At 69.5% G+C, this 14,656-nt stretch carries 11 protein-coding genes; 8 read left to right on the forward strand and 3 right to left on the reverse strand.

Features of this window, described 5'->3' with window-relative positions; all coding sequences use genetic code 11:
- The first annotated feature begins 1 nt into the window (after position 1).
- The 3 genes from secF (at position 2) to ACFWXQ_RS15020 (ending at position 4,408) form a co-directional block, all read left to right on the forward strand.
- Complete coding sequence (gene secF / locus ACFWXQ_RS15010; protein ID WP_383947519.1) at positions 2–1,129, forward strand: protein translocase subunit SecF; 1,128 nt, start codon at positions 2–4, stop codon at positions 1,127–1,129.
- Entirely contained in the window at positions 1,126–1,665 is a 540-nt protein-coding gene (locus ACFWXQ_RS15015; RefSeq protein ID WP_143635415.1) for an adenine phosphoribosyltransferase, read from the forward strand. Before secF ends, ACFWXQ_RS15015 begins: the two co-directional genes overlap by 4 nt.
- Positions 1,666–1,882: 217 nt before the next feature.
- Positions 1,883–4,408 carry a RelA/SpoT family protein gene (locus tag ACFWXQ_RS15020; RefSeq protein ID WP_383947515.1) on the forward strand — a complete coding sequence of 842 codons (2,526 nt, stop codon included), beginning with the start codon at positions 1,883–1,885 and terminating at the stop codon, positions 4,406–4,408.
- 92 nt (positions 4,409–4,500) lie between these two features.
- Here the strand turns inward: ACFWXQ_RS15020 and ACFWXQ_RS15025 are convergent, their stop codons facing one another.
- Together ACFWXQ_RS15025 and ACFWXQ_RS15030 are read right to left on the reverse strand one after the other, a co-directional pair.
- Positions 4,501–5,730, reverse strand: a complete 1,230-nt coding sequence (locus ACFWXQ_RS15025; protein ID WP_383956698.1) for a DUF349 domain-containing protein — start codon at positions 5,728–5,730, stop codon at positions 4,501–4,503.
- A gap of 135 nt (positions 5,731–5,865) precedes the next feature.
- Positions 5,866–6,705 carry a peptidylprolyl isomerase gene (locus ACFWXQ_RS15030; RefSeq protein ID WP_383956701.1) on the reverse strand — a complete coding sequence of 280 codons (840 nt, stop codon included), beginning with the start codon at positions 6,703–6,705 and terminating at the stop codon, positions 5,866–5,868.
- A gap of 170 nt (positions 6,706–6,875) precedes the next feature.
- On the opposite strand from ACFWXQ_RS15030, the gene ACFWXQ_RS15035 reads away from it, so the two are divergent.
- The 5 genes from ACFWXQ_RS15035 (at position 6,876) to rpsD (ending at position 12,412) form a co-directional block, all read left to right on the forward strand.
- A complete protein-coding gene (locus tag ACFWXQ_RS15035; protein ID WP_383956704.1) occupies positions 6,876–7,592 on the forward strand; it encodes an MBL fold metallo-hydrolase in 717 nt (238 codons plus the stop codon).
- 11 nt (positions 7,593–7,603) lie between these two features.
- Positions 7,604–8,866 (forward strand): histidine--tRNA ligase, encoded by a 1,263-nt coding sequence (gene hisS / locus ACFWXQ_RS15040; RefSeq protein WP_383956707.1) that lies wholly within the window; start codon positions 7,604–7,606, stop codon positions 8,864–8,866.
- 473 nt (positions 8,867–9,339) lie between these two features.
- Entirely contained in the window at positions 9,340–9,987 is a 648-nt protein-coding gene (locus tag ACFWXQ_RS15045; RefSeq protein ID WP_383951294.1) for a vitamin K epoxide reductase family protein, read from the forward strand.
- Positions 9,988–10,089: 102 nt separating this feature from the next.
- Positions 10,090–11,442, forward strand: coding sequence for a replication-associated recombination protein A (locus ACFWXQ_RS15050; protein WP_383951291.1), 1,353 nt, complete (start codon positions 10,090–10,092; stop codon positions 11,440–11,442).
- A gap of 355 nt (positions 11,443–11,797) precedes the next feature.
- Positions 11,798–12,412 (forward strand): 30S ribosomal protein S4, encoded by a 615-nt coding sequence (gene rpsD / locus ACFWXQ_RS15055; protein WP_055614429.1) that lies wholly within the window; start codon positions 11,798–11,800, stop codon positions 12,410–12,412.
- Positions 12,413–12,445: 33 nt separating this feature from the next.
- Here the strand turns inward: rpsD and ACFWXQ_RS15060 are convergent, their stop codons facing one another.
- Positions 12,446–14,623 (reverse strand): ATP-binding protein, encoded by a 2,178-nt coding sequence (locus tag ACFWXQ_RS15060; RefSeq protein WP_383951287.1) that lies wholly within the window; start codon positions 14,621–14,623, stop codon positions 12,446–12,448.
- Positions 14,624–14,656: the final 33 nt, after the last annotated feature.

Here is a 14,656-nt window from a genome sequence, read left to right on the forward strand (position 1 = left end):
GATGTCGAAACTCGGCACCCTCGGCGCCCGGCTCCACCGCGGCGAGATCGGCTACGACTTCGTCGGCAAGCGCAAGCTCTGGTACGGCATCTCCATCCTGATCACCATCACGGCCATCGTCGGCCTGGCGGTGCGCGGCCTGAACATGGGCATCGAGTTCCAGGGCGGCGCCGTCTTCACCACCGAGAGGACCAGCGTCTCGGTGAGCCAGGCCGAGACGTACGCGGAAGAGGCCTCCGGCCACGACGCGATCGTCCAGAAGCTCGGCAACGGCGCACTGCGCATCCAGATCGCCGGCATCGACACCGGCAAGTCCGACCAGATCAAGCTGGAGCTCGCCAAGGACCTGAAGGCCGACCCGGAGAAGATCAACGCCGCCCTGGTCGGTCCCAGCTGGGGTGATCAGGTCGCGAACAAGGCATGGCAAGGCCTGGCGATCTTCCTGGTCCTGGTCGTGATCTATCTGGCGATCGCCTTCGAGTGGCGCATGGCCGTGGCCGCGCTCGTGGCGCTCATCCACGACATCACCATCACGGTCGGTGTCTACGCCCTGGTCGGCTTCGAGGTCACACCAGGCACCGTGATCGGTCTGCTCACGATCCTCGGTTACTCGCTCTACGACACGGTCGTGGTCTTCGACAGTCTCAAGGAGCAGACGAAGGACATCACCAAACAGACCCGTTGGACCTACAGCGAGATCGCGGACCGCTCGATCAACGGCACCCTGGTGCGTTCCATCAACACCACGGTGGTCGCGCTGCTCCCGGTCGGCGGCCTGCTGTTCATCGGTGGCGGTGTGCTCGGCGCGGGCATGCTCAACGACATCTCGCTGTCGCTGTTCGTCGGCCTCGCGGCCGGTGCGTACTCCTCGATCTTCATCGCCACGCCGCTCGTCGCCGACCTCAAGGAGCGCGAGCCGCAGATGAAGGCCCTCCGCAAGCGCGTGCTCGCCAAGCGCGCCGCGGCCGCCGCGAAGGGCGAGTCCCTGGAGGCCCCGGTCGTCGAGGAGAGCTACGACGAGGACGAGCCGGAGGACGCGACGCCCGCGGTCGTCGGACCGCGCGCGCAGCGTGCCCAGCCGTCGTCCCGTGGCAGGGGGCGCGGCAGGCCGTCGGGGAAGCGCCGATGACCGGTATCGAAGAGCTGCTGCTCAGCCGTATCCGTGACGTCCCGGACCATCCGGAGCCGGGTGTGACGTTCAAGGACATCACCCCGCTCCTGGCGGACCCGGCGGCGTTCACGGCGCTCACCGACGCGCTGGCCGAGATCAGCGTCCGCAGCGGCGCCACGAAGATCGTCGGCCTGGAGGCCCGCGGCTTCATCCTGGGCGCGCCCGTCGCGGTCCGCGCGGGGCTCGGCTTCATCCCCGTACGCAAGGCGGGCAAGCTCCCCGGAGCGACGCTCGGCCAGACGTACGACCTGGAGTACGGCTCCGCCGAGATCGAGGTGCATGCCGAGGACCTCAGCGCGGACGACCGCGTCATGGTCGTCGACGACGTGCTGGCCACCGGCGGTACCGCCGAGGCCTCGCTGCAGTTGATCCGGCGGGCCGGTGCCCGGGTCGCCGGCGTCGCAGTCCTCATGGAGCTCGGTTTCCTGGGCGGCCGCGCCCGGCTGGAGCCGGCCCTGGACGGCGCCCCGCTGGAGGCGCTGCTCAAGGTCTGAGCAAACCCCCTGAGCAACCCCTGAGGCGCCCGCAGGACACCCCTGAGGCACCTGCAGGACACCGCGGAGGCGGGCCCGGAGGAATCCGGTGCCCGCCTCTCGCGTTTCTCCCGTAGAAGGCGGTCTCACCGGCCGAAGACGAGTCCGGAGCCCAGGATCGCTACCATGGGGTCTCCGGAGCCTGACCGGGGACCCGGATCGCGCACGAGGAGTCCTCTTGCCAGACGAGGCCCAGCCACTCACCGCCGCCAAGCCCGAGAAGTCCGCGGCGCCCGCAGGCACGCCCGCACCGCCCGCGAGCGCGCCCGCGAAGAACGGCTCCGCCGAGCCCGCGGCCGGAGCCAAGGCGGCTGAGCAGCCACGCCCCGAGCCGGCCGCCCCCGAGCGCCAGGCACCCGCGTCCGCGGCCCGCCCCACGGCCGGCCAGCCCGCCCGTTCCGGCGGCGGCTCCTCCAACCGCGTACGCGCCCGGCTGGCCCGTCTCGGCGTCCAGCGGTCCAACCCGTACAACCCGGTCCTGGAGCCCCTGCTGCGGATAGTGCGCAGCAACGACCCGAAGATCGAGACGTCCACGCTCCGCCAGGTCGAGCGCGCCTACCAGGTCGCCGAGCGCTGGCACCGCGGCCAGAAGCGCAAGAGCGGCGACCCGTACATCACGCACCCGCTCGCCGTGACGACGATCCTCGCCGAGCTGGGTATGGACCCGGCCACGCTCATGGCGGGCCTGCTGCACGACACCGTCGAGGACACCGAGTACGGCCTGGACACCCTCAAGCGGGACTTCGGCGACCAGGTCGCGCTGCTCGTCGACGGCGTCACCAAGCTCGACAAGGTCAAGTTCGGCGAGGCCGCGCAGGCCGAGACCGTCCGCAAGATGGTCGTCGCGATGGCCAAGGACCCGCGCGTCCTGGTCATCAAGCTCGCCGACCGCCTGCACAACATGCGCACCATGCGCTACCTCAAGCGCGAGAAGCAGGAGAAGAAGGCCCGCGAGACGCTGGAGATCTACGCTCCGCTGGCGCACCGCCTGGGCATGAACACCATCAAGTGGGAGCTGGAGGACCTCGCGTTCGCGATCCTCTACCCCAAGATGTATGACGAGATCGTACGGCTGGTGGCCGAGAGGGCACCGAAGCGTGACGAGTATCTGGCCATAGTGACCGACGAGGTCCAGTCCGACCTGCGCGCGGCCCGTATCAAGGCGACCGTCACCGGCCGCCCGAAGCACTACTACAGCGTCTACCAGAAGATGATCGTCCGCGGCCGTGACTTCGCGGAGATCTACGACCTGGTGGGCATCCGCGTCCTCGTCGACACGGTCCGCGACTGCTATGCGGCACTGGGCACCGTCCACGCCCGCTGGAACCCGGTTCCGGGGCGGTTCAAGGACTACATCGCGATGCCCAAGTTCAACATGTACCAGTCGCTGCACACGACGGTGATCGGTCCGAACGGCAAGCCGGTCGAACTCCAGATCCGTACGTTCGACATGCACCGCCGCGCCGAGTACGGCATCGCCGCGCACTGGAAGTACAAGCAGGAGCCCTCCGCCGGCGCCTCCAAGGTACGCACGGACGCGCCCAAGGGACTCGGCAAGGACAAGGACGCCGTCAACGACATGGCGTGGCTGCGCCAGTTGCTCGACTGGCAGAAGGAGACCGAGGACCCCAGCGAGTTCCTGGAGTCCCTGCGCTTCGACCTGTCCCGCAACGAGGTCTTCGTCTTCACGCCGAAGGGCGACGTCATAGCGCTCCCGGCCGGGGCGACGCCGGTGGACTTCGCGTACGCGGTCCACACGGAGGTCGGCCACCGGACCATAGGAGCGAGGGTCAACGGACGCCTCGTACCGCTCGAATCCACCCTGGACAACGGCGACCTGGTCGAGGTCTTCACCTCGAAGGCCTCCGGCGCGGGTCCCTCCCGCGACTGGCTGGGCTTCGTGAAGTCCCCGCGTGCCCGCAACAAGATCCGGGCCTGGTTCTCCAAGGAGCGCCGCGACGAGGCGATCGAGCAGGGCAAGGACGCCATCGCGCGCGCCATGCGCAAGCAGAACCTGCCGATCCAGCGCATCCTCACCGGCGACTCGCTGGTCACGCTCGCGCACGAGATGCGCTACCCCGACATCTCGTCCCTGTACGCGGCGATCGGCGAGGGCCATGTGGCCGCGCAGAACGTCGTGCAGAAGCTGGTCCAGGCGCTCGGCGGCGAGGAAGCGGCCACCGAGGAGATCGACGAGAGCGTCCCGCCGGCGCGCGGCCGCGGCCGCAAACGCCGGTCGAACGCCGACCCGGGCGTGGTCGTCAAGGGCGTCGACGACGTGTGGGTCAAGCTCGCCCGCTGCTGTACGCCCGTTCCCGGCGACCCGATCATGGGCTTCGTCACGCGCGGCAGCGGGGTGTCGGTCCACCGCACCGACTGCGTCAACGTCGACTCCCTGTCCCGCGAGCCCGAGCGGATCCTCGAAGTCGAGTGGGCGCCCACCCAGTCCTCGGTCTTCCTGGTCGCCATCCAGGTGGAGGCACTGGACCGCTCGCGGCTCCTGTCGGACGTCACCAGGGTCCTGTCCGACCAGCACGTCAACATCCTGTCGGCGGCCGTCCAGACGTCCCGCGACCGGGTGGCCACCTCCCGCTTCACCTTCGAGATGGGCGACCCGAAGCACCTGGGCCACGTCCTGAAGGCGGTCAGGGGAGTCGAAGGCGTGTACGACGTGTACCGGGTGACGTCGGCGCGCAGGCCGTAGACGGTCCGGCCATGAATCGGCCACTACGTAGAGGGGGCTTCCGTACGAAACGTACGGAAGCCCCCTCTACGTTGAAGCGCGCCCCGGTGGCCTCAGCCGCCGAACTCCTGCAGACCCTTCAGCGCCTGCTCAAGGAGCGCCTGGCGGCCGTCGAGCTCCTTCTGGAGCTTGTCGGCCCGCGAGTTGTTGCCGGAGGACCGCGCCGACTCGATCTGGCCCCGCAGCTTGTCCACGGCCGCCTGGAGCTGCCCGGTCAGACCCTCGGCACGCGCGCGTGCCTCCGGGTTCGTCCGGCGCCACTCGGCCTCCTCGGACTCCTGGAGGGCCCGCTCCACCGTGTGCATCCGGCCCTCGACCTTCGGGCGGGCGTCACGCGGCACATGGCCGATGGCCTCCCACCGCTCGTTGATCGAGCGGAAGGCGGCCCGCGCCGCCTTCAGGTCGTGCACCGGGAGGAGCTTCTCGGCCTCCTCGGCCAGCTCCTCCTTGAGCTTCAGGTTCTCCGTCTGCTCCGCGTCCCGCTCGGCGAAGACCGAGCTGCGGGCCGCGAAGAACACGTCCTGGGCGCCGCGGAAGCGGTTCCACAGGTCGTCCTCGTGCTCGCGCTGGGCACGGCCCGCGGCCTTCCAGTCCGCCATCAGCTCGCGGTAGCGGGCGGCCGTCGGACCCCAGTCCGCCGAGCCGGACAGCGACTCGGCCTCCGCGACCAGCTTCTCCTTGGTCTTGCGGGCCTCCTCGCGCTGCGCGTCGAGGGACGCGAAGTGCGCCTTGCGGCGCTTGGAGAACGCCGAGCGCGCGTGCGAGAAGCGGTGCCACAGCTCGTCGTCGGACTTCCGGTCGAGCCGGGGCAGACCCTTCCAGGTGTCCACGAGCGCCCGCAGCCGCTCACCGGCGGCCCGCCACTGGTCGGACTGGGCCAGCTCCTCCGCCTCGGTGACCAGCGCCTCCTTGGAGTGCCGGGCCTCGTCGGACTGCTTCGCCCGCTGCGCCTTGCGCTCCTCGCGGCGTGCCTCGACCGTCTCGACGAGCTTGTCAAGACGCACCTTCAGCGCGTCCAGATCCCCGACCGCATGGTGGGCGTCCACCTGCTCGCGAATGTGGTCGATGGCGATCTGGGCGTCCTTCGCGGACAGGTCGGTGGTCTTCACTCGTCGTTCGAGGAGGCCGATCTCCACGACCAGGCCCTCGTACTTGCGCTCGAAGTAGGCCAGTGCCTCGTCGGGAGAACCGGCCTGCCAGGAACCGACGACCTGCTCGCCGTCGGCCGTACGCACGTACACGGTCCCCGTCTCGTCGACGCGGCCCCATGGGTCGCTGCTCACAGCGCCTCCTCCACATGATGCCTGCGTGGGGCTGCTTTACCCCCGGGCATCGTCCACAGTTTCGTCACGGCCAACATAGGCGACCGGCGGGGCGGCTGTCCGCATCCCGCGCGACCGAAATTTCGCTGCTGGAGGTCAGGATTTCGTTACGGTCGCCTTGTCGATCACGACGGTCGCATTGGGTGCGCCGTCGCCCTGGCCAGTGCTCTCGCCGGCCTTGGCGATTTTCTCCATGACCTTCATGCCCGATTCGGAAATAGTGCCGAACGGTGTGTAGTTGGCCGGCAACGGACTGTCCTGGTACACGAGGAAGAACTGGCTGCCGCCGGAGTTGCGGCCTTCCTTCGTCTGGGCGTTGTACTGGTTGGCCATCGCCACCGTGCCCGCCGGATACACGTCGCCCTTGAGGCTCTTGTCCTTGAGGTTCTCGTCCGGAATCGTGTAGCCGGGGCCGCCCATACCGGTGCCCTGCGGGTCGCCGCACTGGAGCACGAAGATGCCGTTCGTGGTCAGGCGGTGGCACTTGGTGTGGTCCAGATAGCCCTTGCCCACCAGGAAGTTGAACGAGTTCACGGTGTGCGGGGCCTTCGAGGCCGGCATGTCGATGTCTATCGCGCCGCAGGTCGTCTGCAGCTTCATCGTGTAGTCCGCCGACTTGTCGATGGTCATCGCCGGCTCCTTCTTGTAGCTCAGCGACTTCACCTTGCCCGCCGCGGCCTTCTCGCAGGGGTCCGGTGCCTTGCTGGGCGCGGAGGGGCTCGGGCTGGCCTCGGCCGCCGCGTCCGACTTGTTGTCGTCGCTCTTGAAGACCCCGGTCGCGTACGACACCACGCTGCCCACGACGACGACGCCGAGGACCGACGCGATCACCGCGTTGCGAGCGTGGGTCTTGCGCCGAGCGGACGTGCGCCGCTGCTGTTGCCGCAAGAACTTCTCCCGGGCGAGCTGACGCCGCCGCTGTTCCTGGGTGACCACCGGGTTATCTCCTCATGCGTCTCGTACGTCAGGTGGGACGCGTGCGTCTGTTGAGCCGACCGCCTGCGTGTGACCCGTACCGTATATGGGTTCGCTGTGGTTCCGGCAGCGCCGGTAGGCTCTGATCCACAGCCAGGTCATTCCCCCGTACGACATACCGAAGGACGAACGTGCTCATTGCCGGGTTCCCCGCCGGGGCCTGGGGCACCAACTGTTATCTGGTCGCCCCCGCCGCAGGCGAGGAGTGCGTGATCATCGACCCGGGCCATCAGGCCGCCCAGGGAGTCGAGGAAGCGCTGAAGAAGCATCGGCTCAAGCCCGTCGCGGTCGTCCTCACCCATGGCCACATCGACCATGTCGCCTCGGTCGTCCCGGTGTGCGGAGCGCACGACGTACCGGCGTGGATCCACCCCGAGGACCGGTACATGATGAGCGACCCGGAGCGGGCGCTAGGCCGTTCCATCGGGATGCCGCTGATGGGCGAGCTGACCATCGGGGAGCCGGACGACGTGAAGGAGCTGACGGACGGCGCCGCGCTGAAGCTGGCAGGCCTCGACTTCTCCGTCGCGCACGCGCCCGGGCATACGAAGGGGTCGGTGACGTTCCGGATGCCCGAGAACACGGAGATCCCGTCCGTGTTCTTCTCCGGGGATCTGCTCTTCGCCGGCTCCATCGGACGCACCGACCTGCCCGGCGGCTCCCACACCGAGATCCTCGACTCGCTGGCCCGTGTGTGCCTGCCGCTCGACGACTCGACCGTGGTGCTGTCCGGCCACGGCCCCCAGACGACCATCGGCCGGGAGCGCGCCACCAACCCGTACTTGCGGCAGGTGGCGGCGGACGGCCCGGGAGCGGACCCGACCTCCGCTCCTCGACGAGGAATGTGACGAGACTTCCCGTGAGCACCTTCAAGGCCCCCAAGGGCACGTACGACCTGATTCCGCCGGACAGCGCGACGTTCCTCGCGGTGCGCGAGGCGATCGCCGCGCCCCTGCGGAACTCCGGTTACGGGTACATCGAGACGCCCGGATTCGAGAACGTCGAACTGTTCGCGCGCGGGGTCGGTGAGTCCACCGACATCGTGACCAAGGAGATGTACGCCTTCGAGACCAAGGGCGGCGACCAACTGGCGCTGCGCCCCGAGGGCACCGCCTCCGTGCTGCGCGCCGCTCTCGAAGCCAACCTGCACAAGGTGGGCAACCTCCCCGTCAAGCTCTGGTACTCGGGCTCGTACTACCGCTACGAGCGCCCCCAGAAGGGCCGTTACCGCCACTTCTCGCAGGTCGGCGCCGAGGCGATCGGGGCCGAGGACCCGGCGCTGGACGCCGAGTTGATCATCCTGGCCGACCAGGCGTACCGCGCACTCGGGCTGCGGAACTTCCGGATCCTCCTCAACTCCCTTGGCGACCAGGAGTGCCGTCCCGTGTACCGGGCCGCGCTCCAGGACTTCCTGCGGGGGCTGAACCTGGACGAGGAGACGCTCCGGCGGGCCGAGATCAACCCGTTGCGGGTTCTGGACGACAAGCGCGACGACGTCCAGAAGCAGCTGGTGGGCGCCCCGCTGCTGCGGGACTACCTGTGCGACTCGTGCAAGGCGTACCACGAGGAGGTCCGCGAGCTGATCACGGCCGCCGGGGTCTCCTTCGAGGACGATCCGAAGCTGGTCCGGGGGCTGGACTACTACACCCGCACCACCTTCGAGTTCGTGCACGACGGTCTCGGTTCGCAGTCCGCGGTCGGCGGCGGCGGTCGCTATGACGGCCTGTCCGAGATGATCGGCGGTCCCGCGCTGCCGTCCGTCGGGTGGGCCCTCGGGGTCGACCGTACGGTCCTCGCGCTGGAGGCCGAGGGTGTGTCCCTCGAACTTCCCGCGTCCACCAGTGTGTTCGCGGTGCCGCTCGGGGACGAGGCTCGGCGGGTGCTGTTCCGGGTGGTGACCGAGTTGCGCAGGAACGGGGTTGCGGCCGACTTCTCCTACGGTGGCAAGGGGCTCAAGGGGGCCATGAAGAACGCCAACCGTAGTGGGGCCCGGTACACCGTTGTCGCCGGTGAGCGTGATCTTGCCGAAGGCGTCGTCCAGCTCAAGGACATGGAGTCCGGTGAGCAGGTGCCCGTCGGGGTGAACGAGATCGTGGCGGAACTGGAGTCGCGGCTGAGCTGAGCGGTGGGGCTGGGCTTGGGTTTTCTCGCCCCCGCCGCCCCTACCCATTCCCGTCCTTCTGGGGCTCCGCCCCAGACCCCGTGGGGTGCGTTTTTTGGCTGCGGGCCGTCGTGGGTTGCTCGCGCAGTTCCCCGCGCCCCTAAAAACCTTAGGGGCGCGGGGAACTGCGCAGTCTTTTGGGGGTTCGGGGGCGGAGCCCCTGAGTTAGTGACGGGAATGGGTAGGGGCGGCGGGGGCGAGAGATGCTCAGTGAAATGCCGCACCGTCAACTCGGCGGACGCCCATTCCTCCTGCCGGACGACGCCGACTTCGATGCCGTCGACGGCGGTCACGTGCCGTCGGGCGTCCCGCCGAAGCGAACGTTCCGGGACCACCGCGCGTACTTCCTTATGTCCATCGAACGGTGGACACGCGCCTGTGTGCGGCACAATGACCGTGCCCGGAAGGCCCCCTCAAGCTACGGAAACGGCGTGATGAGCAAGACGACAGTCAGGGAAGGCATCAGTACCGACTCCCACGACCAGGAAGATGCCGAGGCCCCACGGTCCGTGGGCGGCGGTCGGTTCCTCGCCGTTCTGCTGGTGATCACGGGCGCGGCCGGACTGCTGGCCTCCTGGGTCATCACCATCGACAAGTTCAAGCTGCTGGAGGACCCGAACTTCACCCCGGGCTGCAGCCTGAACCCGGTCGTCTCCTGCGGCAACATCATGAAGAGCGACCAGGCCTCCGCCTTCGGGTTCCCCAACCCGATGATGGGCCTCGTCGCGTACGGCATCGTGATCTGCGTCGGCATGAGCCTGCTGGGCCGCGCCACCTTCCCGCGCTGGTACTGGCTGACCTTCAACGCGGGCACGCTGTTCGGCGTCGGCTTCTGCACCTGGCTGCAGTACCAGTCGCTGTACAACATCAACTCGCTGTGCCTGTGGTGCTCGCTCGCCTGGGCCGCGACGATCATCATGTTCTGGGCCGTGACCTCGCACAACGTCCGCAACGGCTTCCTGCCCGCGCCGGGCTGGGTCAAGGGCTTCCTCGGCGAGTTCGCCTGGGTGCTGCCGGTCATGCACATCGGGATCATCGGCATGCTGATCCTGACGCGCTGGTGGGACTTCTGGACCAGCTGACATCGCCTGACCGACCGGCCGCCGCCGCAGTACCTTCCGGCGGAACCGGTGAATTCCACCGGGCCGACGGCGTTGTCAGTGGCGTGACATAGGGTTTTGGACGTGGAGCCCGACCTGTTCACCGCCGCAGCCGAAGAACGCCAGGAGAAGGACCCGTCCAGCAGTCCCCTGGCGGTACGGATGCGCCCGCGCGTCCTCGACGAAGTCGTGGGCCAGCAGCATCTGCTGAAGCCCGGCTCACCCCTGCGCAGACTGGTCGGCGATGGAGGCGGTCCGGCAGGTCAGTCCTCGGTCATCCTCTGGGGCCCGCCCGGCACCGGCAAGACGACCCTGGCGTACGTGGTCTCCAAGGCCACCGACAAGCGCTTCGTGGAGCTCTCCGCGATCACCGCCGGCGTCAAGGAGGTCCGCGCGGTCATCGAGGGTGCCCGCCGTGCCACCGGAGGTTTCGGCAAGGAGACCGTCCTCTTCCTCGACGAGATCCACCGCTTCAGCAAGGCCCAGCAGGACACCCTGCTCCCGGCCGTCGAGAACCGCTGGGTGACCCTGATCGCCGCGACCACCGAGAACCCGTACTTCTCGGTGATCTCCCCGCTGCTGTCCCGCTCGCTGCTCCTGACCCTCGAACCGCTCACGGACGACGACCTGCGCGGACTGCTCCGCCGGGCCCTCGCCGACGAGCGGGGACTCAAGGACGCCGTCACCCTCCCCGGGGACACCGAGCAGCACCTGCTGCGGATCGCCGGCGGTGACGCCCGCCGCGCGCTGACCGCGCTGGAGGCCGCGGCCGGGTCCGCGCTCGACAAGGGCGAGCCGGAGATCACCCTCCAGACCCTGGAGGAGACGGTCGACCGGGCCGCCGTGAAGTACGACCGCGACGGCGACCAGCACTACGACGTGGCGAGCGCCCTGATCAAGTCCATCCGCGGCTCGGACGTGGACGCCGCGCTGCACTACCTCGCCCGGATGATCGAGGCCGGCGAGGATCCCCGGTTCATCGCCCGCCGCCTCATGATCTCCGCCAGCGAGGACATCGGCCTGGCCGATCCGACCGCGCTGCCGACAGCCGTCGCCGCCGCCCAGGCCGTCGCCATGATCGGCTTCCCCGAGGCCGCGCTCACCCTCAGCCACGCCACCATCGCCCTCGCCCTGGCCCCGAAGTCGAACGCGGCGACGACGGCGATCGGCGCCGCCATGGAAGACGTACGCAAGGGCCACGCGGGCCCCGTACCGATGCACCTGCGTGACGGGCACTACAAGGGCGCGGCCAAGCTCGGCCACGCGCAGGGGTACGTGTATCCCCACGACCTGCCCGAAGGGATCGCCGCCCAGCAGTACGCGCCGGAGGAGCTCAAGGACCGCGAGTACTACACCCCGACCCGCCACGGAGCCGAGGCGCGCTACGCGGACGCGGTGGAGTGGACCAGGAAGCACCTCGGTCGAGGGCGGTCCTGACCGGTCCTGACCACCCTGTAGACTCCTCGAAGCGCTGCGTCCCGTGTCCGGCCGCCTCTAACGAGGCAGCCGACATCACCAGAACGGGACATCCAGCCGGAGCCCTCACCGCAAGGCGGGGATTCCAGGAGCGTCGCGCACCGTCGAAGGTGTCGCGGGCAGCCCACCACCCTCCCGGATTCCCGGGAACCGGTCGGTGGGCCACTCGCGTGCTGCACGTATGTGCCCAGCACAGGGAGCGGCTGCCCCGCAGGTCCGACCGACCGGACCCGCAGGGTTTCCCTGGCTGCGGATTGCGACCTCCCCTAACCCTGGTGAAGCCGTATTCGCATCAGAAACATGAGGTGTTTGGTTCATGCCGAACCAGTCCCGCCCCAAGGTCAAGAAGTCGCGTGCCCTCGGCATCGCGCTGACCCCGAAGGCCGTCAAGTACTTCGAGGCCCGCCCCTACCCGCCGGGCGAGCACGGCCGTGGCCGTAAGCAGAACTCGGACTACAAGGTCCGTCTGCTCGAGAAGCAGCGTCTGCGCGCGCAGTACGACGTGTCCGAGCGCCAGCTCGTCCGCGCCTACGAGCGTGCCGCCAAGACGCAGGGCAAGACCGGTGAGGCCCTGGTCATCGAGCTGGAGCGTCGTCTCGACGCCCTGGTTCTGCGTTCGGGCATCGCCCGCACGATCTACCAGGCCCGCCAGATGGTCGTTCACGGCCACATCGAGGTCAACGGTGGCAAGGTCGACAAGCCGTCGTTCCGCGTCAAGCCCGACGACGTCGTGATGGTCCGTGAGCGCAGCCGCAGCAAGACGCTGTTCGAGGTCGCCCGCGCCGGTGGGTTCGCCCCCGACGGCGAGACCCCGCGCTACCTCCAGGTGAACCTCGGCGCCCTGGCCTTCCGCCTGGACCGCGAGCCGAACCGCAAGGAGATCCCGGTGATCTGCGACGAGCAGCTCGTCGTCGAGTACTACGCCCGCTGATCACCCTCAGCCGGATGTAGCACCACCTGTGCGTCAGCCCGTCGTCTCGCCGCCCTTCCGGGTGGGCGAGGCGGCGGGTTTCCGCATGTCAGGGGGGTCCGGCAGGCCGCGCGGCGGCGGCAGCGCACCGAGCAGCCGCGGCCGGGTGTGCCCGAGCGCCCGGCCCACCGCCGCCTGCCGGCCGAGCAGCGCACCGGCCCGTACGCACTCCTCGTACCGCTCGTCGCCCAGCCGTTCCCGGGCCGTCGCCTCGCACTGCTCGTGCGGGGCGTTGTAGTAGGCGGAGCCGAACAGCGGCAGGCCCACCGACGGCCAGATCCGGGACGCGGAGCCCTGGAGGACCGCGGCCTCGGCGGCGTCGCCCTCCGCCGCCGTGATCAGCGCGAGCAGTTCCATCGCCAGGACCGTGCCGAGCAGGTCGTTGAAGACGTGGTTGATGTCCAGGCATTCGACCAGCAACCGCCGGGCCCCGGGCAGATCGCCGTCGGTCCAGGCCGCGTACGCCAGGACGTACAGCGCGTAGGCGAGGGTCCAGCGCTCGCCGTGGTCCACACAGACCCGGCGCACGTCCTCGCACAGCCGGACCGCGCCCGGCAGATCGCCCTGGAAGGCCAGCGTCATCGCCAGCTCGACCTGGCCCATCAGGACATTGCTGTTGAGCTCGCCGATCTCCTGATAGCGGTCGAGCGCCGAACGCAGCAGTGTCTCCGCGCGGGCCATGTCATCGGTGACCAGGGCAAGACAGCCGGTGCGGTGCTCGGCGTAGGCCAGTGCGAGGGGGTTGCCGCTGTCCTCCGCCTTCTCCCGGCACTCGGCGAGCGCGGCGAGCGCCGACACCGTGTCGCCCTGGAGGATCGCCACATAGCCGAGCACCCACATCGCCTTCAGCCGGGAGCGCTCGTGCTCGGTGTCGAGGCGAACGGTCCGCTCCAGCCAGTGCCGCCCCTCCGACAGCCGGCCGCAGCCGACCCAGTAGAACCAGAGCGTGCCCGCGAGGTACTGGCCGAGGTGGCCGCCGCCCGGCTCGGACAGACACTGCTCCATGGCACAGCGCAGATTCGGCAGCTCCGCCTCCACACGCGCGGCAACCTCACGCTGCCGGGGCGAGAACCAGTCCAGCTCGCACCAGGTGGCGAGCCCCATGTACCAGTCCCTGTGGCGCCGCCGCAGCCGAGCCGTGTCGTCCGTCGCCGCCAGCCAGTCGGCGCCGTACGCCCGGACCGTGTCCAGCATGCGGTAGCGCACACCCGCCCGGGTCTCCTCGCGGGTGACCACCGACTGCGCGAGCAACTCGCCCAGCACGTCGAGGATGTTGTCGGGATGCAGGCCGTCGCCCCCGCACACGTACTCCACGGCCTCCAGGTCGAACTGCCCGGCGAACACCGAGAGCCTCGACCACAGCAGCCGCTCCTCCGGCGTGCACAGCTCATGGCTCCAGCCGATTGCCGTCCGCAGCGTCTGATGGCGGGGGAGCGCGTCGCGCCCGCCGCCCGTCAGCAGCCGGAAGCGGTCGTCGAGCCGCATCAGCAGCTGTGCGGGGGAGAGGGTCCGCAGCCGTCCCGCCGCCAGCTCGACCGCGAGCGGGAGGCCGTCGAGCCGGCGGCACAGTTCGTGCACGTCCGCGCGGTTGCCGTCATGAAGGGTGAACCCCGGAGTGCTCGAAGCCGCGCGGTCCGCGAACAGCTCGGCGGCCTCCCGCTCGGTCAGCGGCGCCAGCGGGAACAGCCGCTCGCCCTCCACCGCCAGCGGCCTGCGCCCCACGGCGAGCACCCGCAGCCCCGGCGCCCGCCGCAGCAACTCACCGACCAGTGAGGCACCCGCGTCCACCAGATGCTCGAACCCGTCCAGTACGAGCAGGAGTTGACGCCTCGACAGATGGTCGAGCAGCACCTGGCGCGGCGGCCGGGACGTGTGATCCGTAAGGCCGAGGGCTTCGACGACCGCGTACTCGACGAGCTCAGCCTCCCGCACCGCGGCCAGCTCCACGCGCCACACCCCGTCGCGCGGCCGGGTTCTGGCCGCCGCGCGGGCCGCGAGCCGTGACTTGCCGACCCCGCCGGGGCCCGTCACGGTGACCAGGCGTGCCGCGCCGAGGGCCGCACCCAGCTGCGTGAGTTCGGCCGCGCGGCCCACGAACGCGTTGAGCTCCAGGGGCAGATTCCCGGCCCGGTGACCGCCGGCCCCCGCACCGGAACGCTGAGAACGTCGCATGGGGAACGGAGCGTACTCATCCGTAAGCACTCC

The sequence above is a fragment of the Streptomyces sp. NPDC058697 genome (genome assembly GCF_042715345.1).
Taxonomy (GTDB): Bacteria; Actinomycetota; Actinomycetes; order Streptomycetales; family Streptomycetaceae; genus Streptomyces; species Streptomyces liliifuscus.

Coding starts and splice junctions, on each gene's coding strand:
- ACFWXQ_RS15045 (WP_383951294.1), top strand. CDS start 9,340: ATGAGCAAGACGACAGTCAGGGAAGGCATCAGTACCGACTCCCACGAC.
- ACFWXQ_RS15060 (WP_383951287.1), bottom strand. CDS start 14,623: ATGCGACGTTCTCAGCGTTCCGGTGCGGGGGCCGGCGGTCACCGGGCC.
- rpsD (WP_055614429.1), top strand. CDS start 11,798: ATGCCGAACCAGTCCCGCCCCAAGGTCAAGAAGTCGCGTGCCCTCGGC.
- ACFWXQ_RS15015 (WP_143635415.1), top strand. CDS start 1,126: ATGACCGGTATCGAAGAGCTGCTGCTCAGCCGTATCCGTGACGTCCCG.
- secF (WP_383947519.1), top strand. CDS start 2: ATGTCGAAACTCGGCACCCTCGGCGCCCGGCTCCACCGCGGCGAGATC.